Below are 21,375 nucleotides of genomic sequence, written 5' to 3'. Positions count from 1 at the left end.
GGGTTTCGAATTCGATATGCACAGGGGCTTATTTCTGTGGCAGCGGACCGATCAGCATGATCATCTGACGGCCTTCCATCTTCGGCATGTTTTCGACCTTGCCGATGTCTTTGGTGTCGGCCGCAACACGTTCCAAAAGTTCACGACCCAGATTTTGGTGCGCCATTTCACGGCCGCGGAAACGCAGGGTCACTTTGACCTTGTCCCCGTTTTCAAGAAACTTGAATACGTTCCGCATTTTTACGTCGTAATCATGAGTGTCAGTGTTGGGTCGGAATTTGACCTCTTTGATCTCAATGATCTTCTGTTTTTTGCGGGCTTCGGCTTCGCGTTTCTGCGTCTCGTATTTGAACTTACCAAAGTCCATGATCTTGCAGACCGGCGGGTTTGCGTTGGGCGAAATTTCGACCAGATCAAGACCGGCATCAACTGCCATCTGCATGGCTTTGGCGGGATGAACCACCCCGACATTTTCACCTTCAGCGCCAATCAGACGGATTTCGGGGGCACGGATCTTATCATTGACGCGGGGGCCGGTGTCTCTTTGCGGCGGCGCGTTGTGAGGTCTGCGGGCTATGGGTTCATTCCTTTGATGATTGCAGAATTTCAAGGCCGGAATTTAGACTGGCCTGCACGCCGATTCAAGCGGCATAAGTGCAGGCCAGGCCGAAAAAACCGGGTTTTGTTATAGGTTTTTCGCCAGTCCGGGGCCAAATGCCCCGGAACCGGTGCATCGAGTTAACCAACAAAGGCTTTTTCGATGACAAACTCCTTGGGTTCGGAATTGGCACCTTCGCGCAGGTCGAACTCTTCCAGAATCTTTTTGATGTCCAGGTTGAAGGCCAACGACCCACAGACCATAGCCCGGTCGGTTTCCGGCTTGATGCCGCCCTCGATGCCCAGATCAGCAAAAACCGTGCCGTCTTTCAGCAACTCAGTGATGCGACCCATCTTGGGGCTCTCTTCCCGTGTCGTGGTCGGGTAGTAGCGAATCTTGTCGGCAAAGCCTTCGCCCATCAGTTCGGCCAGCATTTCGTCCTGACGAATGCTTTCGATCAACTGACGGCCATATTCCAATTCACCCACTTCGCGGCAGGTATGGGTGATGATGACTTCGTCGTAATCCTCATAGGTCTGCGGCTCGCGCAGCAACGAGGCGAAGGGCGCAAAACCTGTTCCGGTGGCAAAGAACCACAGGCGTTTTCCAGGCAGCAGGGCGTCGTGGACCAGCGTGCCAACGGGCTTGGGCCGCAGGATGATCTGATCACCCGGTTTGATGTGCTGCAGTTTCGATGTCAGCGGACCGTCCTGCACCTTGATCGAGTAGAACTCCAGCTCTTCATCCCATGAAGGCGAGGCGATGGAATACGCGCGCAGCAGCGGCTTGCCGTTGTCGCCCAGCAGGCCGATCATCACGAACTCGCCCGAACGGAACCGCAGCGAGGCGGGACGCGACACCTTGAAGGAAAACAGGCTGTCGGTCCAATGTTTGACGTCTGTTACGGTCTGTGCGTCCGGAAGGACGGGGGCCTTGACGGCAGTTACTTCGGTCACGGGTTTCATCTCTGTCATCGTTTCACTATCGGCTGGGTAAACCGACATCTCCGTTTAATCTTTGATCCAAGTCAGGAAAAGGGGCTAAATGCCCCTTTGAAGTCACAAGCTGGCGATTGGCGGGATTAGCCGCGCAGGCGGGCCTGATAGCTATGATCTTTCCAATTGGCGCGGGCTAGCCATTGATCTTCGGGCTGGCGATTGGCCAGTGCGTCGTCGATTTCGACTTCATCGAACCCGCTGCGGCGCGCCATGGCGTACTGGTCGGCCAGAACGTGGCCCTTTGCCCGCAGGCGACCTGTGAAACCCTTCAGGCGCAGCACGCGCGCGATGGTAAAGCCACGACCATCCGCCGAAGTCGGGAAGTCCACGCGGACCATGCGGGCGCTGCCCAGGCGGTCAACCAGTTCATCAGGATCAGCGTCCGAGGCCACGTCCAGCGCAACCACATCATTGGCTGCGTCCTCAAGCGTGACAAAGCCATCTGTCCAGTCGTCGGGGGCGAACCCCTCATCCGTTACGATTACGTTCATGTTTTCTCTCCAGCGCGCACCATCTTGCCGTCGACAAAATGGATGCCGCATTCTTCTTTGTTCTGATCGCGCCAGCGTCCGGCGCGGGGGTCTTCGCCTTCTTTGACCGGCGAGGTGCAGGGCGCACAACCGATCGAAGGGTAACCTTTGGCCACCAGCGGATGCCGGGGCAGGTTGTTTTCATCCATATAGGCGCTCACGTCTTCCGGCGCCCAATGGGCCAGCGGGTTTACCTTGATCCGACCGGTGCCGTCTTCGACCTCAAAGAAGTCAAGCGCGGCGCGTGTGCCAGACTGGAACCGCTTCCGACCCGAGATCCAGCCGTCATAGCCCGCCAAAGCACGCTGCAGCGGGAAGGTTTTGCGCAGGTTGCAGCAGGCATCCGTGTCGCTCAGGCGCAAGGCGCGGTATGGGTCTTCGCGCTGAACATCCTCATCATCTGCGCGGATGATGTGGACGTTCTTCAGGCCAAGCCGATCTGATACGTCCTGCTGATATTCCAGCGTTTCGGTGAACAACATCTGCGTGTCCACAAACAGGACCGGCGTGGCTTTGTCGACCACGGCTGCCATGTGCAACAACACCACCGATTCCGCCCCAAAGCTGGAGACCAAAGCAAGCTCTTCGATTGTCTCCAACGCGCCATGCATGACGTCATGGGCACTGTGGTGGCGGAACTGGGTGTTCAACGCTTCGACCTTTTCGGTCAGCTCAGCGCGGTCAGCCCCCAGTTCCGTCTGGATCAGGTCAAGCGGCATTCGCTCGCGCCTCGGGGTAGAGGGCTGCCTTGAACGGTGCCATGCCTACGCGGCGATAGGTTTCAAGGAATGTCTCTTCGGCGCTGTCACGCTGTTCCAGATAGGTTTCGACGATGCGTTCGACGGCAGGCACGATCTCATCATAGGCAAAGCCCGGGCCGGTGCGGTCACCAACGGCCGCAGTTTCAGTCGCGTCACCACCCAGAGTGATCTGGTAGTTCTCGACGCCTGCGCGATCCAGACCCAGGATGCCGATGTGACCCACGTGGTGGTGACCACATGCGTTGATGCAACCCGAGATCTTGATCTTCAGGTGACCGATATCATGCTCAAGCTTCAGATCATCGAAACGGGTCGCAATTTCCTGTGCAACCGGGATCGAACGGGCTGTCGCCAGTGCGCAGTAATCCATGCCGGGGCAGGCGATGATGTCGCTGATCAGGCCGATATTGGCGGTGGCCAGTTCGTACTCTTTCAGCTTCGCATGGATCGCAGGCAGGTCCGACTTGTGGACATGGGGCAGGATCACGTTCTGCTCATGGCTGATGCGCAGCTCGTCATAGGCGAACTCTTCGGCCAGATCAGCCATCACACGCATCTGCTCGGCAGTTGCATCGCCCGGCGTCTGGCCGTGCTTCTTGATCGAGATGGTGACGATTGCATGGTCCGCGTTCTTGTGCGGCGCGATGTTGGTGTCGACCCACGACCGGAAGACCGGATCATTGGTGTAGGCGCTTTCGAACGACGCAACCGAGGCTTCGCGGAAAGTTGGCGGGGCAAAGTGGTCCTTGATCTCTTCCAACAGGTTCATATCCGCGCCTTTGAACTGCGGGCGAACCTTCAGGAAACGCTCGTTCACCTTGGCGCGGATCGCGTCGATGCCATGCTCATGCACGGTGATCTTGATGCGCGCTTTGTACTTGTTGTCGCGGCGTCCGATCTGGTTCCACACGGAAACGGTGGCTTCCAGATACGCCAGCAGGTCGTCAAAGGCGACGAAGTCGGACAGTTCCTTACCGATCATCGGGGTACGGCCCAGGCCACCACCCACGATAACGCGGGCCCCCAGTACGCCATCACGCTCGACCAGTTGCAGGCCGATGTCATGCGCCTTGATCACGGCACGGTCGTTTTCCGAGCCGGTGATGGCGATCTTGAACTTACGCGGCATGAACTGGAATTCCGGGTGGTCGGTCGACCACTGGCGCAGCAGTTCGGCATAGGGGCGCGGGTCGGCGACCTCATCCGCGGCGGCACCGGCGAAATGGTCGGCGGTCACGTTGCGGATGGTGTTGCCCGATGTCTGAATGGCGTGCATGCCAACCTCAGCCAGCGCGTCCAGCATGTCTGGCACGTCGTTCAGCTTCGGCCAGTTGTACTGGATGTTCTGACGGGTGGTGAAATGGCCGTAGCCCTTGTCCCACTTCTCGGCCAGCAGGGCCAGTTGACGCATCTGCGCGCTGGAGAGCGTGCCGTATGGAATCGCGACGCGCAGCATATAGGCGTGCAGTTGCAGATACAGGCCGTTCATCAGGCGCAGGGGTTTGAATTCATCCTCGGTGAGCGAGCCGTCAATGCGGCGCTCGACCTGCGCGCGGAACTGCGCGTTACGTTCTGCCAAAAATGCTGTGTCGAACTCGGAGTAGCGATACATGATTAGCTGTCCTTAGTTGCAGCCCCGAACCTTGGGGCCTTGAGTAGGGGAGAGAGACGGGCCAGAGGTCAGGCCCGGGGCTGCGGGGAAGTTTCCTGTTTGCCGTGGGCATAGTTGGACGGACCAGTGCGGCGGAAGTCTTCCCGGAAATGTGTGGGCTCGGGGCCGTTGTCGCCGGCGACGGCATCGGCAAGATAAGCACCAACGATTTTGCTGGCCTGACGCGTGGCATCCAGCAGGCGCACCTGAGCGTGCGCTTCATCGGTGATCAGTTCGGCCTCGGACAATTCGCGCGACCAGCGATCGTCTTCGGTCAAATAGATGACGTCACCTTCCAACAGGTCGTTGGCGGTCACCACTTTGGGGGTAAAAGCGCGGGCCATCAGGCGTGCTCCTTCTTGAAATCGGTCAGGGCCACGGCCGCCTGGCGCGGGGCGAGGCCATAAAATGTCAGGGTAGGGCCGTCCATTTCGGCGGCGTTCAAATCGGTGGGCAACTGGTCCAGAGTCGTTTCCAGAATGCGCTGATCGGGGCGCGTAGCGTTTTCAATCAACGTCACCGGCGTTTGGCGATCAGCACCGTGCATGATCAGGCGGCCCTGAATAAAACGAGCGGACTTTTTGCCCATGTAAATCGCAGCCACCGAACCGGTGCGCGCCAACGCGTTCCAGTCGTGATCCGCAAATCCCTTCATGTCGTGGCCAGTCAGAAAACGGACCGAAGAATTGCGCCCACGACGTGTCAAGCTTTGACCGATTCCGGCAACCGCTGCCGACGCAGCAGTGATGCCCGGAACGATCCGCCACGAGATACCAGCAGCCTCAACCGCCTCGATCTCTTCATCCAGACGTCCAAACACGGTCGGGTCGCCGGACTTCAGGCGCACGACGCGCTGACCTTTCAAGGCGTACTCAACCAGCAGGGCGTCAATGTCTTCCTGTTTCCAAGACGGGCCGAAACCGGCCTTGCCGACATCGACCAGTTGGGCGGTCTTGCCGGCCAGCGCCAGAACCTCAGCGCTGATCAGACGGTCATGAAGCACAACGTCCGCGCGCTCGAAGGCTTTCAGCGCCTTGAGCGTCAGCAATTCCGGATCGCCCGGACCCGCGCCGACAAAGTCGACATGTCCTGTGCCATCATATGATTGCGTAAGCTGCATTTCGTGTCCCGAGTGTGGTTTGACTTGTCTTGCAATATAGGAAATATTCCCGCCAATACGCCATATAGGCGAACAAATAAGGACAAATGTTCCGCGCCAACGGCAAAGCGGGACATTGGTTTCGAAACGAAGGGAAATTTGGAATGTCGGTGCGGATTGATGATACGGATCGGAAAATTCTGGTCGAGCTGCAGCGGGACGCCAGTCAATCGCTGGACGAAATAGCCGCTCGTGTTGGCAGTTCCAAGACCCCGGTCTGGAATCGGATACGCAAACTGAAAGGGGCCGGAGTGATCGGTCAACAGACCGTTTTGCTGGACGCCGAAGCGCTGGGATTTGAAGCTACGTTTTTTGTTCTGATCCGAACGTCGGAACATGAGGCTGACTGGCAGCATAAATTCCTGAAAGCTCTGCGGGACAGGCCCGAAGTGCAAGAGGCGCATCGGCTGGCCGGCGACATCGACTATATCCTAAAGGTGCGGGTCAAGAACGCGCGTGCCTATGACGACTTCTATCAGGCGCTGATTTCAGAAGTGCGCGTTCACAACGTGACTGCCTTGCTGTCGATGGAAGAAATCAAGTCCACCACCATGTTGCCTTTGAAAGCGCTGATCGAAAGCTAGGTCTGCACCATCAGTTTGGTCAGCCCGTGAAAATGGTAGGTATTCGAGTACTCGGGCTCGGCGCTCAGGCGCAGGTTCGGATATCTGTCGAACAGCGTGGACAGTGCGATGCGCATTTCCATCCGTGCCAGAGGGGCGCCAACGCAAAAGTGCAGGCCGCCACCGAAACTGGTGTTCGTGACGATGGCGCGGGTGGGATCGAACCTGTCCGGGTCGCTCCAGACCGCAGAATCCCGGTTCGCAGCGCCCAGTAGTAGCGCGACCTCATCACCACGTTTGAAACTGTACCCAAATGCGTCGATGTCTTCATAGGCATAGCGAGTGAACATGTGCAGCGGCGGGTCATAGCGTAAAATCTCTTCTACCGTGCGGTCGATGCTGTCCGGCGCAAAGTATTGCGGTCCGATGCCATTTTGCAAAACGGTCTTTACGCCGTTTCCAAGTGAATGCACCGTCGCTTCGTGCCCGGCATTCAAAAGCAGAATGCAGGTGGCGACCAGCTCTTCGCGTGACAGCTTTTCGCCATCCTCTTCGGCCGCGATCAACCGTGTGATCAGATCGTCCTGCGGATCGCTGCGGCGCTGCTCGATGTAGTCGATCAGAAAGTCGGAGAATTCCTGGGATGAGGCTGCGGCAGCGGTCTCAGTCTCGGGCGTACGGCTGGCTTGATACATTGCCACCATATCATGTGACCAGCGTAATAGGCTGGGTGACATATCCTCGGGCACGCCCAAGAGGCGGCAGATCGTGATGACCGGAACTTGGGTGCAAAAGGTAGAGAGCAAATCGAACGGCTGGTCGGGAAATGCGTCAATCAAAGAATGGGTTAGGTCGTGGATCGAAGGTTCCAGTGCCGCAATAGCACGGGACGTGAATGCCCGCATCACCAATGCACGCAGGCGTGTGTGTCTTGGCGGTTCGGCTTCCAGCAACGAATGCGCCTCGACCGCCAGCCAAGGGGCAAGATGCGCCGGACCTGGGGTTTGCATTTCTACGGGTACTTCCCGACCGAAGCGGCGGTCTTTCAAAAGCGCCGAGACCGCCCGGTGTGATACAGCCGCAACTTTCCCATAGTCCTCCCAATAGACCAGATTACCGCACGCGCGGGCCTGATCATAGAACGGGTAGGGGTTCTGCACGAATTCCGGATCGACCGGAGATTGAAATACCGTCTTCATGCGGCGCAGACTTGCCATGCGGCGCGCCGAATGCAAGACCCTATATCATGCAACGCGTTTGGGTCATTCTGGGATTTTTGTTTGCTGTCGGCCTGTTGACCGCAGGGGTCTGGTCCTATGGCTACCGTCAAGCGCTGTCGCAGCTCAGTGAAAAAGCCGAGGCTGACCTTGAACTGGCTGCCGACCGGCTCAGCACTCAGATGCAGGTCTATCAGGAACTGGCCGTGCTGATGGCCACGCATCCGGCCCTGCGCGCCCTAGAGACACCGGTGCAACAACGGGCAGCGCGCGCGATATTGCTGGACGTCGCCGACAAAACCTCGGCCGTCAACATGATGTATCTTGACCGAAGCGGGCAGGTGCTGGCCTCGGCGCAGCCGGTTGTGTGGCCAAACATGCCGGACCACCCCGCGTTTCGGCGCGCATTGCAGGGCGCAATGGGCAGCGCGCATGGGGTTGTGGAAAGCAGCGGAGATCGCACCTATTCCTACGCCGCCCCGGCCTTTGGTGATGCTGGTCAGGTCGAGGGTGTATTGATCGTCGTGGCCGATGTCCAAGATGTGGAACAGACTTGGCGCGGCAGTACCGAGGCGGTGTTCTTCACCGACGGGGACGGTGTCGTGTTTATCTCCAACCGATCGGATTTGTTGTTTTGGCACCGGGATGAGGGTCAATTGGGCCTGACACCGCCAGACGGCGGGGTGGTCGATTTTGCCTCGGTTCTGGTCGGTCCGCACGAGGTCTGGGAACTGAATTGGGGGCGGTATCTGCCTAGTCGCGCTTTACACCTGATGCTGGACTTGCCGGTGATCGACATGACGGCTGAAGTTCTGGTCGATGTGGCCCCCGCGCAGCGTTTGGCGGGGTTGCAGGCGGCGACCGTTGCCGCAATCTGTTTGGCCTTCGGCGCGCTGTTGTATCTGGCGACCGAACGCAGACGCACTTTGGCCGAGGCCAACACGATCCTGGAAAGCCGGGTCGCGCAACGGACGCATGCGTTGACAGCTGCAAATACCGCTCTGCGCCATGAAGTGCGTGAACGTGAAGACGCAGAAGCGGCTCTGAAACACGCTCAGGAAGAGCTGATCCAGGCAGGTAAACTCAGCGCGTTGGGTCAGATGTCGGCGGGTATCAGTCACGAACTGAACCAACCGCTGATGGCGATCCAGCAATTCGCAGATAATGGCGCGGCTTTTCTATCCCGGGGCCGGGATGAGAAAGCGTCGGAGAACCTGACGCGTATCTCCGCTATGGCAGCGCGCATGGCACGTATCATCAAGAACCTGCGCGCCTTTTCGCGCAACGAAAGTGAACCGATGGGCAAGGTTAACCTGGTTCAGGTGATCGATACGGCGGTCGAGTTGACCGAGGCGCGGTTGCGGACCGAGGATGTCCGTATGGATTGGGCCCCGCCCAATAACCCGGTTTACGCATGGGGCGGCGAGGTGCGGTTGGTTCAAGTGTTCGTCAACCTGATTAACAATGCCGCTGACGCGATGAGTGAGCAAGACGACCGCCTCATCCGCATTGCGATCGACCGCGGCGACAAGCTGGCCGTGACTGTCCGCGATATCGGCCCGGGCATCGAAAACTCGGAAAAACTGTTCGAACCGTTCTATACGACAAAGGCTGTCGGAACCTCGGAGGGGATGGGGCTTGGGCTTTCGATTTCGTATGGTCTGGTGCAAAGCTTTGGGGGTAACATCCGGGGTGCAAATCTGGACACCGGGGCGCTGTTTACCGTCGAGCTTGAACCTTTCACGGAGCACGAGGTCGCATGACGCGGAAAATTCTACTGGTTGATGACGACGCTGCCGTCCGCGAAGCTTTGGCGCAAACACTTGAGTTGGCAGATTATGATCCGGTTACTGCGGGATCCTTTGTGGCAGCAAAAGACCATATACGCGCCGACTTTCTGGGCGTGATCGTTTCGGACATCCGTATGCCGGGCCGGGATGGTTTTCATCTGCTGAACTACGCGCGTGAGGTTGATCCAGACTTGCCCGTTGTCCTGTTGACCGGTGAGGGCGACATCCCGATGGCGGTGCAGGCCATGGGACAGGGAGCTTTTGATTTTCTGGAAAAGCCATGTGCGGCGACGGACCTGCTGCCCGTGTTGGAACGAGCCTTTGACGCGCGCGCGCACGTGATCGAACAGCGTGCCCTCAAATCAGAGCTTGAGCGCGGCGATCCGGCAGCGCGGCTTTTGTTCGGCCTGTCCGCGCAGGCCGAAGCACTGCGTGAACGGGTCCGATCCGTCGCCCCCACCGGGGCAGAAGTTCTGGTAACCGGGCCACCGGGCAGCGGGATATCGAAAGTGGCCGAAGTCGTTCATCTGATGTCGCCGGTCGGGCAGGGGCCGTTCGTCAAGCGCCCGGCCTCAGGGCTGACGCCCGAGGGGTTGGTACGCGTGTGCGAAGATGCGGCCGGTGGGTCGTTGTTCTTGGATGAGGTTTCGGCCATGCCAGACGCCACGCAATACGCCGCGCTTGAAATGATAGAGCAGGGCACCGGTTCACGGATTGTCGCGGGAACAACCGCAGATCTGGCGGTGCTGTCAGAGCAGGGCCAATTCAATGCCGACCTGTTTTATCGCCTGGATGTCATGCGTGTGCGGATCCCGTCGCTGGCGGAACGACCCGAAGATATTCCCGTGATCTTTCGCCATTATGTCGCGCAATCGGCGGAACAGGCGGGCATTGCCGAACCCGAGATTACCTCGGAGCAACTTGCGTCGTTGATGGCCAGCGATTGGCCGGGCAATGCCAGATCGCTGATGTCGGCGGCGATGCGGTTCGTGTTGGGGATGCCGGAAGAGGTGGCACGTGCCGCTGATCTGGGGCTGAACGAGCAAATGGCGCGCGTAGAGCGGTCGTTGTTGATTGCGGCGCTGGGTCGGCACAATGGCAAAGCCTCGGATGCGGCAAGTGCGTTGAAACTGCCACGCAAGACTTTTTACGACAAACTGGCGCGCTATCAGATTCGCCCAGAAGACTATCGGCGCTAACGGGGGCACCCGCCGCCTTTGACCGCATTATCATGCATTTAAAGGCGTTGGGCCGGGCAGCCTGCATTCGCAGGCTGCGGGTAGTCACCACAGAATCAGGGGGTGAGTCGTTCGATCTGATTCGAAGTGCGTGCGGAAATCCGCACAGCCGGGGAAATAAATGTGCGGATTTTCGCACAACGGGTAGTGTCACTGCCTTTTGATGGCGTGGAAGTACCTTCTAAAACTATGAAGTAAAACAAAAATATTTGAACTTTCTGAATTTCGAACAAAAAGTTGAGCGGTGCCCCTTGATTCGCTTCACTGCGCCACATGAGACGCCGATCTGGCGTTGACTGAAGGTTTCATGGAAGTCTGGGAGGAAAAGACAGATGAAATTCCTGACAACTGCCGCGACCGCGCTGGCGTTGAGTGTTACAGCAACCGCCGGTATGGCCGCGTGTGATGACGGCGAGATTGTCGTCAAGTTCGCGCATGTGACGAACACGGACAAACACCCCAAGGGCATCGCGGCATCGCTGCTGGAGCAGCGCGTCAATGACGAGATGAATGGCGTAATGTGCGTTGAGGTCTATCCGAACTCGACGCTCTATAATGACGACAAGGTGCTTGAAGCAATGCTTCAAGGCGACGTCCAGCTGGCCGCGCCGTCGCTGTCGAAGTTCGAGAAGTTTACCAAACAGTTCCGTCTGTTCGACCTGCCGTTCATGTTCAAGAACATCGATGCAGTTGATGCATTCCAGGCCTCGGCGGATGGTCAGGCCATGAAGGACAGCATGCAGCGCCGCGGCCTGCAAGGGCTGGCGTTCTGGCACAATGGCATGAAACAGATGTCGGCCAACAAACCGCTTGAGGCTCCGTCGGATGCCGAAGGCCTGAAATTCCGTGTTCAATCCTCGGACGTTCTGGTAGCCCAAATGGAAGCCATTGGCGGCAGCCCGCAGAAAATGGCGTTCTCGGAAGTTTACGGCGCGCTGCAGCAGGGCGTTGTGGATGGCCAAGAAAACACCTGGTCGAACATCTATGGCAAAAAGTTCTTCGAAGTGCAGGACGGTATCACCGAGACCAACCATGGCATCATCGACTATCTGGTCGTGACATCGGTTGACTGGTTGGACAGCCTTGATCCCGAGGTGCGCGATCAGTTCCTGACGATTCTGGGCGAAGTGACCGAGACACGGAACAAGGAAGCCTTCTCGGTGAACGAAGCAGCCAAGGCTTCGATCACTGATGCCGGCGGAATCATCCGCGAACTGAACCCCGAACAGCGCCAGGCCTGGGTCGATGCGATGAAGCCCGTTTGGGACCAGTTTTCCGACGACGTAGGTCAGGATAAGATCGACGCCGCTCAGGCCATCAACGCCGGGTTCTGATCCTGGTTGAGGCCGCGTGTCCAAAGACTGGGGAGTGGCGGACACGCAGGCTGGGCGGGCCGTAATTTGGCCCGCCACACCTAACTCTCATCACCAATAATGTGGGGACAGAAAAATGTCTGGTTCGAAACCCGGCCAAGGCGGGCTGGTCGACCATATCGAGGAGACCATGATTGCCGCTCTGTTGGGCGTGATGACGGTCGTAACCTTCGCCAACGTGATCGCGCGTTTTGTGTTTAACTCCAATATCTTATGGGCGCTTGAGCTGACGGTTTTCACCTTTGGCTGGCTGGTGTTGCTGGGGGCCTCTTATGCGGTCAAGAAACACGCGCATCTGGGTGTTGATGCAATCCTGAACATGCTGGCCCCGGCGCCACGCCGCATTCTGGCGCTGATATCGGTGGCGTGCTGTCTGGTGTTCTCGCTTCTGCTTCTGAAAGGGTCGTATGACTACTGGGCCGTGTTTGCGGACCTGCCGCCAACATCGGGCCGCTGGTTCCCGACCGGGTTTAATTTCGACGCACGCAGCCAGAGTTTTTACGAAGTGGACGATATTCCGATGGTCGCGCCGCTGCGCTTCCTCGAGGATCTGATCAACTATGGCGAGGGGTATGAAAAATTGCCCAAGGTGGTGCCGTATCTGGTGTTGCCGGTGTCGATGCTGCTTCTAGTGATCCGCTTTGCTCAGGTCGCAGTACAAATCTGGCGTGGTGAGACCGACCGTCTTGTTGCCAGCCACGAAGTCGAGGACGAGATCGAAGAAGTCCGCGCTCAGCAAGGAGAGCATGACTGATGGACGTCGTACTTCTATTCTCTATGGTCATCGGCCTGTTGCTGATCGGTGTGCCGATTGCGGTGGCCCTGGGTCTCAGCTCGACCCTGTTTCTGCTGATTTATTCCGACAGTTCGTTGGCTTCGGTCGCGGGAACCCTGTTCGAAGCCTTTGAAGGCCACTTTACACTGTTGGCGATCCCGTTCTTCATTCTTGCATCGTCCTTCATGACGACCGGTGGAGTGGCGCGGCGGATCATCCGCTTTTCCATCGCCTGTGTCGGGCACTTGCCGGGCGGTCTGGCAATTGCGGGTGTCTTTGCCTGTATGCTGTTTGCCGCGCTGTCGGGGTCGTCTCCGGCGACTGTTGTAGCCATCGGTTCTATCGTCATCGCCGGTATGCGGCAGGTTGGCTATTCTAAGGAATTCGCTGCGGGAGTGATCTGTAACGCGGGTACGCTGGGCATTCTGATCCCGCCGTCCATTGTCATGGTGGTGTATGCCGCCGCCGTTGAGGTCTCGGTCGGGCGGATGTTCCTTGCGGGCGTCATTCCGGGCCTGATGGCGGGTCTGATGCTGATGGTCACGATCTACGTTATGGCCAAAGTCAAGAACCTGCCCAAGGGTGATTGGAAAGGTTGGGGCGAGATTTTTACCTCGGCCCGCGAAGCCGGTTGGGGTCTGTTCCTGATCGTCATCATTCTGGGTGGCATCTATGGCGGTATCTTCACACCGACCGAGGCTGCTGCCGTTGCTGCCGTCTATGCCTTTTTCATCGCAAGCTTTGTCTACAAAGACATGGGGCCCCTCAGCACCAATGGGGATGGGCAGAACATTTCGCTTCTGAAGAAACCCTATGCTCTGGTCACGGCGTTCTTTCACCCCGACACCAAGCACACGCTGTTTGAGGCCGGTAAGTTGACGGTGACGTTGCTGTTCGTCATCGCCAACGCGCTGATCCTCAAGCACGTGCTGACCGATGAACAGGTGCCTCAGCACATCGCTAGTGCAATGCTATCGGCGGGTCTGGGGCCGGTTACCTTCCTGATTGTGGTAAACGTGATCCTGCTGATTGGTGGTCAGTTCATGGAACCCTCGGGACTGTTGGTCATCGTGGCACCTTTGGTGTTCCCGATCGCCATCGAGTTGGGCATCGACCCGATCCATTTGGGCATCATCATGGTGGTGAACATGGAGATTGGGATGATTACGCCCCCGGTTGGTTTGAACCTGTTCGTGACCTCGGGCGTGGCCGGTATGCCGATGATGAGCGTTGTGAAGGCGGCGCTGCCGTTCCTGGCCGTATTGTTCGTCTTCCTGATCATGGTGACGTACATACCGTGGATTTCGACCTTCTTGCCTAATACCTTTATGGGTCCGGAAATCGTGACGAACTAGCGGGTATACCTGCGACAAGAAAGGCCGGGTCTATGCCAGAGCCGGCCTTTTTTATATGCCGCCATTTTTGAGTATTCCGCACCCAGAGCGATCCCGCGATAGGCAAGGTGACGGCGTGTCCTCCAGTAACGGATGCCGTCATCTGAGGGCAGGAATCACCGATGGGCGCAACAGATACTGGGTTTTTCGGGTCGCGCCGCGTTGGAGGTTTTGATCTGCACGCCGCGCCCTCTTGAATACAGGGCAAGAGAATTTATGTACGGGAAAGAGGACGACCTCGCCTTGTTGGCTGATCATTCGGGACGACCCGAAGAGAGGTGAGGTGTCTCTATGCCCTGGATGTTTTTGTTATTCGCTGGCCTTCTGGAAATTGTCTGGGCCGTCGCCATGAAGCAAGCCGCCGGTTTCACGCGCCTATGGCCTACGGCTTTGATGGGTGCGTCAATGATCGGGTCGTTCGGGTTGCTTGCCCTTGCGATGCGGGATTTGCCCTTAGGCACGGCCTATACGATCTGGACAGGCATCGGCGCCGTTGGTGCCTTCATGGTCGGCGTGATGTTTCTGGGCGAGGCGCTGACCGCGCCCCGCCTGATCGCGGCGGCCCTAATTGTGGCCGGGCTGGTGACGATGAAATTGGCTTGACCTCAGGCCTTTTGCAGGGCGTCGATAATGCCAGAAAAGTCTTCGGCTTTCAGGCTTGCGCCGCCCACCAGCGCCCCGTCCACGTTGGAGACTGCAAAGATTTCGGCTGCGTTGCCCGGTTTGACCGAACCGCCATAAAGTAACCGGACCGAGCGGCCGACACCTTCGCCAAATCGACGTTCAAGCCGAGCGCGGATGAAGTCGTGCACTTCTCCGATCTCGTCCAGTGTGGGGACTTTGCCGGTGCCAATGGCCCAGATCGGTTCATAGGCAACAACCAGGTTCTCACCGGTCGACTGATCTGGGATCGAGCCGGACAACTGTCCGCCGATTATGTCCAGCGTGTTCGCGGCCTCACGCTGCTCCAGGCTTTCGCCGACGCAAATGATGGCTTTCAGGCCCGCGTCCATCGCGGAACGTGCTTTGGCGCGGACATCCTCGTTCTGTTCGCCGTGATCTTCGCGCCGTTCTGAATGCCCAAGAATGACGGCGCTTGCCCCTGCATCAACCAGCATCTGAGCACTGACATCGCCAGTATGTGCGCCGGATTCGGCTGCATGGCAATCCTGACCGCCGACATCAATTCCGGTGTCTTTCACCGCCTCTGCCGCGCGATGCAGTAGGGTTGCCGGTGGGCAAATCAGGACGTCTACTGATGCATCAGGAAACGATGTAGCCAGCGACAGAAGCTCGGGCAATGCAGCCGCGGTTCCGTTCATTTTCCAGTTTCCAGCTGCCAGCTTGCGCCGCATAACGCGTACCCCCAAATAAGTCGTTGTTTGCTCATCGGATAGCACCACCAGCCGAGCCTGACAATTCCGGTTGCAAAGGTCCGACCACAACGGCAGGTTCCGCGGTATTGTGGAGGGCGGCATGATCGACGATCTGGATCTGAGAAAACTGGATGAACGCGAGGCTTCAGAGATGGCAATGCTGCTGCATGCCATTGGTGAAGTTGGGTTTTTAACGGTGTCGAACACCGGGTTGAACGCCGATCAAGTCCGAAACGTGATCGAGGCGTATCGCGACTTCTTCCATTTGCCGGACGTCCAGAAAAAAACCGTTGATATGGCGATGACGGGTTCAAACCGAGGGTGGGGCGCGCCGCGATCAGAACAGGTCGACCCCAAGGCCAATCCGGATTTCAAGGAAGTGTTCGACTGTGGTTTCGAATTGCCTGCGGGCAATTCTTATGCCGGAAAAGGGCTCAGTGTGTATGCTCCGAACTTGTGGCCGAATAATCCCGTGGATTTCCAAAATATTATCAGAGCTTACTACAGCGACGCCTGCAATGTGGCGATGCGCGTTCTTCGGGCCATTGCGGGCGCTTTGGGCCGGGATGAACTCAGTTTTGATCGTGCCTTTGACACGCCAATGGCCCTGTTGCGCGGGAACTACTATCCAGAACGTCCGGCATGGGCAGGTGATCGGGATTTTGGCATCGGGGCGCACACTGACTATGGGTGTCTGACAATGCTGGCCACGGACGGGGTCTCAGGGCTTGAGGTCCGCATGCCGGATAGCAGCTGGCAACCTGTCTCTGCGGCGCCTGGTACATTCATCATCAACTTTGGAGAGATGCTGGAATTCTGGACCGCCGGAAAAGTCAAAGCCACCGAGCACCGCGTCATAGGCGGGACGCAGGAACGCATTTCGGTCCCACTGTTCTTTAACCCGTCCTACGACACCAACGTTGCTCCGCCAGGCTCAGGCAAAACGATCAGCGCAGGTGACCATCTTACACGGCGCTACAACGAAACCTATCTGCACCTGCAGGCGACTTAGTTTTGTGTGGAAAGCGTCTCGTCAAATTTGATGGATTCGCCGCAACCGCAAGCGTCCACAACATTCGGGTTGCGGAACTTGAACCCGGCTTCCAGAAGCGAGACCTCATAGTCGATTTCAGTTCCGAACAAGAACATCTGCGCCATTGGCGCGATCATGATGCGAGCACCGTCCTGTTCGACCACTTCGTCGTTGGTGTCAGCCTCATCCACGTAGTCCATGGTGTATTCCATGCCGGCGCAGCCGCCTTTTTTGACGCCAATGCGCAACCCGGCATGACCGCCGGTCGCCATCAGGCGCGTGATCTGCTCGGCCGCTTTGGTCGTCATTGTCACGGCCTGTTTGCCGGGAATGCCAAACATGGTGGTCTCCGTTGCGCTACGTTATCCCCAATCTAGGGCCGAGAGGCGTCAGGCTCAAGACATAGCAGACCTGCTGACCTAAGTTTTACCGGCAGTGACGCGGCCAAACGACCAATTGCCACAGCAAACTTGCGTCACTCCCGGTCTTCGCCTTAGCTTGACGATTGTGACCGGACATTTGAGCGAAGGGCGAATGAAGATGGTGAAGATCGGGCATTTCCGCAGAAAAATCATTACGATGCAAGCTGTAGTCGCAGTCATTCTGACCGCGGGCTTGGCGCATGCAACAACGGATGGCGCACGACATCCGGTGAATTGCGCAACAGCCGAGGGGGATCTTCGGGCCATCGCCGCAGAAAAAAAGCACGCAGAAGACCAGCAGGCAGAAAGTATCATTGCGATCACTCCTGCCGGTGCATTGCTGGGACTGGTCACGGGAACCGAGCAAAAAAGGCTCAGTATGTTGAATGGCGATTACGTCAAAGAGCTGGATCATCGTGCGGCCGAGATAAAATCGACCTGCGGCGTGAAATAGGCCGCCCGGGCCCTTTGATGTAAAAAGGGCTGCTCCGGTTCATAGACAGCTCTTTTTGTTATACTTCAATGCTTTACTTGGTAAAGCTGAGCGAAATTCTACATGAATCCCAGTTCAAGACGTGCTTCGTCTGACATCATCTCCATGCCCCAGGGGGGCTCCCATGTCAGCTCGACGTCAACCTCTTTGACGCCAGCGACCGGTTCGATGGCTTCGACAATCCAGCCTGGCATTTCACCGGCGACCGGGCATCCGGGCGCGGTCAGTGTCATGATGACCTTCACCGCGTTTTCCTTGGTGATGTCGATCGTATAGATCAGACCCAGATCGTAGATATTCACCGGAATCTCGGGATCGAAGACGGATCTGCAAGCCTCGACCACGGAATCGTAGAGTGGATGATCGATGGTCGAAGGTGCGATCAACGGCGTACCTTCGAACTGTTCACTTGGATGGGTCATTCGTGCCTCGGGGCTGTTACCTGAGAAATTATATAGGGAAAGGCTGGGGCAGCGTCCAGTGGTGCCGTGTGGCCCGTCGGACGCTGCGTCGATTTGGATCAATCGTTGATATCGTGGCGGAAGGTTTTCACCTGGCCATGGGGCAGGGCGAACATGCGCCGCAGGATCAGCCAGGCCACAAGCGAAAGACCCGCAAAGATCAAAAGCAAGACTGCCAGGCTCGGGGCAAAACCGGGGATCACAAGTAGAAGCCCTGTGACCGCCGCGCCAATCGCAAAGCCAAGAAAGATGAACCCCGGCAAGACGATCTCAAGTATGCCCAGAGCCAGCGCTCCGGCCAGCCAGAGCCACCATGTCAGCCAGAAGGGATCAGCCATTACTTTCCTCCTTTCAACATCTTGAAGGCATCGCCAAAGGCCTCAAGCGCATTGGCGGGAACCACGATGGTCTGCGACCCGGTGCCGTTACCCAGTGCGTTCAGTGCTTCGACTTGCTTCAATGCGACCTGATACTGGGCGGCCTCGATACCATTGTCCTGAATGGCCTTGGCGACCACGCCGGTTGCATAAGCTTCGGCCTCGGCCTGAATACGGCGGGCTTTTGCGGTCTGCTCGGCCGCATAAAGTTCCGCGTCCGCATTCAATTCGACCGAACGTTTTTGACCTTCAGCCTCGGTCACCTGCGCACGACGGGCACGTTCCGCGTTCAGCTGCTGCAACATAGCATCGCGTGTGGCCTGATCCAGGTTTACGTCCAGAATCTCGGCGCGGGTGACTTCGATCCCCCAGTCGTCAACGGCAGTTTCGACGCTTTCCTGAATGCGTTCAATCAATTGCGCGCGATTGGACTGCACCTCATCCAGATCCATTTTACCGATTTCGGCACGGACGATACCTGCAACGGTTGTTGCAATCGCACCGTCGACGTCACGGATACGGTACACGGTCTTTTCCGGTTCAAGAATGCGGTAGAACACCGAAGTATCGATCTGAACCAGAACGTTGTCCTTGGTGATCGCGTCCTGCGTCGCATTCGGCAGCTGGCGTTCAAGAATAGATATCTTGTGACGCGCAACATCTAGAAAAGGAACGATAAAGTTAATGCCGGGGCCAAGCACCGAATGCAGGCGGCCAAAGCGTTCAACCACGTATTTTTCGGACTGAGGCACAATTTTGATGCCCTTGAAAATAACGACGACAATCAGAACTGCCGCGAGCAGGTAAATGATGTTCGATGTTAGCAATCCAATGATCTGTTCTTCGGTCATATCTGTCCTCTGTATTTTTGTGTACTATGGTATACACTTGGGGATTGACTCGCCCATTTTCAACTTTGGTATGGCGGGAATGGGGATAGAAGCAAATCTCTGAAAACCACAATGTGGCGCGGAATTTTTTGAATGTGGCTGCTTTGCATCCGGTTGTGATTGCGCTATCGGGCGGGGATGAAACTGATAATTGATACAGATCCGGGCATCGACGATGCGATGGCCATTGCCTATGCCGCCGCTGCACCTGAAATTGACCTGATCGGCCTGACCACGGTTTTCGGCAACACACATGTGCACCAATCCAGCCGCAACGCGCGGTTCTTGCTGCATAAACTGAGATTGGACGCGCCAGTAGCCGAAGGAGCGCGGCTTCCAGTCGGTGCGACCACCTACGACCCGTCCGAGCATGTGCACGGCCCCGAAGGATTCGGTGATTTGACTGACATCCCGCAGATTGGGGAAAATCACCCCCTGACGGCGGCCGAATTCCTTGTCGAGCAGGCGCGGGAACACAAGGGTGAGCTGGTCGTCTGCGCCATTGGACCGTTGACCAATGTCGCCGATGCAATGCGGTTGGACCCAGAGTTTGCAGGCAACATCAAGCGACTGGTGATCATGGGCGGTGCCGTGTTTTGCCCCGGGAACATCACGGAGCATGCCGAGGCCAACATCTATCACGATGCACAGGCCGCGGATGCAGTGTTCGCGTCTCCGCCAGATACTGTTCTGGTCGGCTTGGATGTCACTCTGAAAACTCTGTACGAGACCGCGGATTTTGATGCATTGGCGGCGCGTTCCGCTGACATGGGCGGTTTCCTGCGCGACATCTCGAAATTTTATCTGAAGTTCTACAAGGATATCGGCGGATTGGAAGGGTGCGGCCTGCACGACTCGACGGCTGTGATTGCCTGTACCCACGAACCCATGTTCGAGATAGTCGAAACCGGGCTTCAGGTTGAGGTAGATGGTCCGCAAATCGGGGCAACCCGACCGGATGCCAATAGACCAATGGTGCGCGTATGCCGGGATGTGGATGGGGCAGGGGTTGTCAGCCTGTTCACTGACCGCGTTGCGTCATTGCCCTGACGACTTGCAATACCAGCGAAGATCGGGCAATTGCTGCCCGGTTCAGCGACCCTGAGGCATTCACATGACAGACCGTTTCTCATTTGACCTGAAAGCCACGGATGGCAAGGCCCGTACCGGAGTCATCAACACTCCGCGCGGGGAAGTTCGAACGCCGGCCTTTATGCCGGTTGGCACGGCGGCAACGGTCAAAGCGATGATGCCGGAAAGCGTACGTGCCACTGGGGCAGACATCCTGCTGGGCAACACATATCACCTGATGCTGCGCCCGACCGCCGAACGGATCGACCGTCTGGGCGGGTTGCACAAGTTCATGAATTGGGAACGGCCGATCCTAACGGATTCCGGTGGGTTCCAGGTCATGTCGCTGGCCGGGTTGCGCAAGCTGACCGAAAAAGGCGTGACCTTCAAATCTCATATCGACGGTTCGCGCCACGAATTGACGCCTGAACGGTCGATGGAGATTCAGCGCCTGTTGGGGTCCGACATCGTTATGTGTTTCGACGAATGCCCAGCGTTGCCCGCTGACCGGGATCGCATTGCCGAGTCGATGCGCCTGTCGATGCGGTGGGCTGAGCGGTCGCGTGATGCTTTCGGGGACCGCCCGGGTCACGCCTTGTTCGGCATTCAGCAGGGCGGACTAGAGCAGGAGTTCCGCGAGGAATCGGCCGAAGCGCTGAAAGAGATCGGTTTTGAGGGCTACGCCGTCGGTGGACTTGCCGTGGGTGAAGGCCAAGAGGCGATGTTCGACGTGCTGGACTTTGCGCCGGACATGCTGCCGGTCGACAAACCACGTTATCTGATGGGCGTTGGAAAACCGGATGATATCGTCGGCGCCGTTGCGCGTGGCATTGACATGATGGATTGTGTGCTGCCGTCCCGCTCGGGGCGCACAGGGCAGGTATTCACGCGCTACGGCGTGGTGAACATCAAGAATGCCCGGCATTCCGACGATCCGCGCCCGTTGGATGAACTCTGTAAGTGTCCTGCCTGTTCAAACTACTCCCGCGCCTATCTGCACCACGTGTTCCGCTCGAACGAGATGATCTCGGGTATGCTGCTGACCTGGCATAATCTGCACTATTTCCAAGAGATCATGCAGGGCATGCGCGACGCCATCGCCGCCGGAACATTCGATGCGTGGCAGGTCGAGTTCCACGCACAGCGTGCGCAGGGGGATATTGAACCAGTCTAGGCATGGCGAGGTTCGGGAAGGTTCCTCACCT

Annotated in this window: 24 protein-coding genes; 11 read left to right on the top strand and 13 right to left on the bottom strand. The window is 57.6% G+C overall.

Annotated elements, in window-relative coordinates:
* Window positions 1-28: 28 nt before the first annotated feature.
* The 7 genes from infC to cobA form a co-directional block, all read right to left on the bottom strand.
* Window positions 29-610, bottom strand: coding sequence for a translation initiation factor IF-3 (gene infC, locus AC2FFP_RS05285; protein ID WP_186437359.1), 582 nt, complete (start codon window positions 608-610; stop codon window positions 29-31).
* A gap of 128 nt (window positions 611-738) precedes the next feature.
* Entirely contained in the window at window positions 739-1,572 is an 834-nt protein-coding gene (locus tag AC2FFP_RS05280; protein WP_058271890.1) for a ferredoxin--NADP reductase, read from the bottom strand.
* Between the two features lie 107 nt (window positions 1,573-1,679).
* Window positions 1,680-2,087 carry a DUF934 domain-containing protein gene (locus AC2FFP_RS05275; RefSeq protein ID WP_496880789.1) on the bottom strand — a complete coding sequence of 136 codons (408 nt, stop codon included), beginning with the start codon at window positions 2,085-2,087 and terminating at the stop codon, window positions 1,680-1,682.
* Window positions 2,084-2,845, bottom strand: coding sequence for a phosphoadenylyl-sulfate reductase (locus tag AC2FFP_RS05270; protein ID WP_496880788.1), 762 nt, complete (start codon window positions 2,843-2,845; stop codon window positions 2,084-2,086). Before AC2FFP_RS05270 ends, AC2FFP_RS05275 begins: the two co-directional genes overlap by 4 nt.
* Window positions 2,835-4,499: a nitrite/sulfite reductase gene (locus tag AC2FFP_RS05265; RefSeq protein ID WP_496880787.1), complete on the bottom strand. Its 1,665-nt coding sequence runs from the start codon at window positions 4,497-4,499 to the stop codon at window positions 2,835-2,837. The genes AC2FFP_RS05270 and AC2FFP_RS05265 overlap by 11 nt, the downstream gene beginning before the upstream one ends.
* A 68-nt stretch (window positions 4,500-4,567) precedes the next feature.
* On the bottom strand, window positions 4,568-4,882 hold the full coding sequence (locus AC2FFP_RS05260; RefSeq protein WP_170557547.1) for a DUF2849 domain-containing protein: 315 nt from the start codon (window positions 4,880-4,882) through the stop codon (window positions 4,568-4,570).
* Window positions 4,882-5,658, bottom strand: a complete 777-nt coding sequence (gene cobA, locus AC2FFP_RS05255) for a uroporphyrinogen-III C-methyltransferase (protein ID WP_496776683.1) — start codon at window positions 5,656-5,658, stop codon at window positions 4,882-4,884. The genes AC2FFP_RS05260 and cobA overlap by 1 nt, the downstream gene beginning before the upstream one ends.
* A 143-nt stretch (window positions 5,659-5,801) precedes the next feature.
* Here cobA and AC2FFP_RS05250 point away from each other — a divergent pair, with 143 nt between their 5' ends.
* On the top strand, window positions 5,802-6,281 hold the full coding sequence (locus tag AC2FFP_RS05250; RefSeq protein ID WP_496776685.1) for an Lrp/AsnC family transcriptional regulator: 480 nt from the start codon (window positions 5,802-5,804) through the stop codon (window positions 6,279-6,281).
* On the opposite strand, the gene AC2FFP_RS05245 is transcribed toward AC2FFP_RS05250, so the two are convergent.
* A complete protein-coding gene (locus AC2FFP_RS05245; RefSeq protein ID WP_496765357.1) occupies window positions 6,278-7,459 on the bottom strand; it encodes a cytochrome P450 in 1,182 nt (393 codons plus the stop codon). The genes AC2FFP_RS05250 and AC2FFP_RS05245 overlap by 4 nt on opposite strands.
* Window positions 7,460-7,506: 47 nt before the next feature.
* On the opposite strand from AC2FFP_RS05245, the gene AC2FFP_RS05240 reads away from it, so the two are divergent.
* From AC2FFP_RS05240 to AC2FFP_RS05215, 6 genes are all read left to right on the top strand, one after another.
* Window positions 7,507-9,240, top strand: coding sequence for a sensor histidine kinase (locus AC2FFP_RS05240; RefSeq protein WP_496880786.1), 1,734 nt, complete (start codon window positions 7,507-7,509; stop codon window positions 9,238-9,240).
* Window positions 9,237-10,466, top strand: a complete 1,230-nt coding sequence (locus tag AC2FFP_RS05235) for a sigma-54-dependent transcriptional regulator (protein ID WP_496765189.1) — start codon at window positions 9,237-9,239, stop codon at window positions 10,464-10,466. Before AC2FFP_RS05240 ends, AC2FFP_RS05235 begins: the two co-directional genes overlap by 4 nt.
* A gap of 371 nt (window positions 10,467-10,837) precedes the next feature.
* The gene (locus AC2FFP_RS05230; protein WP_109311602.1) at window positions 10,838-11,839 is read left to right on the top strand and encodes a DctP family TRAP transporter solute-binding subunit; all 1,002 of its coding nucleotides are present in this window, start codon (window positions 10,838-10,840) and stop codon (window positions 11,837-11,839) included.
* Window positions 11,840-11,954: 115 nt separating this feature from the next.
* Window positions 11,955-12,632 carry a TRAP transporter small permease gene (locus AC2FFP_RS05225; protein WP_058271493.1) on the top strand — a complete coding sequence of 226 codons (678 nt, stop codon included), beginning with the start codon at window positions 11,955-11,957 and terminating at the stop codon, window positions 12,630-12,632.
* Window positions 12,632-14,008 carry a TRAP transporter large permease gene (locus AC2FFP_RS05220; RefSeq protein ID WP_496843913.1) on the top strand — a complete coding sequence of 459 codons (1,377 nt, stop codon included), beginning with the start codon at window positions 12,632-12,634 and terminating at the stop codon, window positions 14,006-14,008. Before AC2FFP_RS05225 ends, AC2FFP_RS05220 begins: the two co-directional genes overlap by 1 nt.
* A 330-nt stretch (window positions 14,009-14,338) precedes the next feature.
* Window positions 14,339-14,650 (top strand): DMT family transporter, encoded by a 312-nt coding sequence (locus AC2FFP_RS05215; protein WP_496843912.1) that lies wholly within the window; start codon window positions 14,339-14,341, stop codon window positions 14,648-14,650.
* A 2-nt stretch (window positions 14,651-14,652) separates the two neighbouring features.
* Here AC2FFP_RS05215 and tpiA read toward each other — a convergent pair whose 3' ends face one another.
* Window positions 14,653-15,402, bottom strand: a complete 750-nt coding sequence (gene tpiA, locus AC2FFP_RS05210; protein WP_496880785.1) for a triose-phosphate isomerase — start codon at window positions 15,400-15,402, stop codon at window positions 14,653-14,655.
* Between the two features lie 121 nt (window positions 15,403-15,523).
* Here tpiA and AC2FFP_RS05205 point away from each other — a divergent pair, with 121 nt between their 5' ends.
* A complete protein-coding gene (locus AC2FFP_RS05205; RefSeq protein ID WP_496880784.1) occupies window positions 15,524-16,435 on the top strand; it encodes an isopenicillin N synthase family dioxygenase in 912 nt (303 codons plus the stop codon).
* Here the strand turns inward: AC2FFP_RS05205 and AC2FFP_RS05200 are convergent.
* Entirely contained in the window at window positions 16,432-16,797 is a 366-nt protein-coding gene (locus AC2FFP_RS05200; protein WP_496843911.1) for a HesB/IscA family protein, read from the bottom strand. The two genes, AC2FFP_RS05205 and AC2FFP_RS05200, sit on opposite strands and share 4 nt — an antisense overlap.
* Before the next feature lie 193 nt (window positions 16,798-16,990).
* Here AC2FFP_RS05200 and AC2FFP_RS05195 point away from each other — a divergent pair, with 193 nt between their 5' ends.
* Window positions 16,991-17,332: a hypothetical protein gene (locus AC2FFP_RS05195; protein ID WP_496776699.1), complete on the top strand. Its 342-nt coding sequence runs from the start codon at window positions 16,991-16,993 to the stop codon at window positions 17,330-17,332.
* 98 nt (window positions 17,333-17,430) lie between these two features.
* Here AC2FFP_RS05195 and AC2FFP_RS05190 read toward each other — a convergent pair whose 3' ends face one another.
* From AC2FFP_RS05190 to AC2FFP_RS05180, 3 genes are all read right to left on the bottom strand, one after another.
* Complete coding sequence (locus AC2FFP_RS05190) at window positions 17,431-17,793, bottom strand: SUF system Fe-S cluster assembly protein (protein ID WP_058271500.1); 363 nt, start codon at window positions 17,791-17,793, stop codon at window positions 17,431-17,433.
* Window positions 17,794-17,891: 98 nt separating this feature from the next.
* Window positions 17,892-18,170, bottom strand: coding sequence for an NfeD family protein (locus tag AC2FFP_RS05185; protein WP_108858729.1), 279 nt, complete (start codon window positions 18,168-18,170; stop codon window positions 17,892-17,894).
* Window positions 18,170-19,060, bottom strand: coding sequence for an SPFH domain-containing protein (locus AC2FFP_RS05180; protein WP_282151106.1), 891 nt, complete (start codon window positions 19,058-19,060; stop codon window positions 18,170-18,172). The genes AC2FFP_RS05185 and AC2FFP_RS05180 overlap by 1 nt, the downstream gene beginning before the upstream one ends.
* Window positions 19,061-19,237: 177 nt before the next feature.
* Here AC2FFP_RS05180 and AC2FFP_RS05175 point away from each other — a divergent pair, with 177 nt between their 5' ends.
* Window positions 19,238-20,149, top strand: coding sequence for a nucleoside hydrolase (locus tag AC2FFP_RS05175; RefSeq protein WP_496765174.1), 912 nt, complete (start codon window positions 19,238-19,240; stop codon window positions 20,147-20,149).
* A gap of 64 nt (window positions 20,150-20,213) precedes the next feature.
* Window positions 20,214-21,344 carry a tRNA guanosine(34) transglycosylase Tgt gene (gene tgt / locus AC2FFP_RS05170; RefSeq protein ID WP_496843910.1) on the top strand — a complete coding sequence of 377 codons (1,131 nt, stop codon included), beginning with the start codon at window positions 20,214-20,216 and terminating at the stop codon, window positions 21,342-21,344.
* The last annotated feature ends 31 nt before the right edge of the window (window positions 21,345-21,375 follow it).

Source organism: Ruegeria sp. YTSC004, assembly GCF_059609805.1.
The sequence above is the reverse complement of the archived record's forward strand: the minus strand, read 5'-3'. Positions and strand labels throughout refer to the sequence as shown.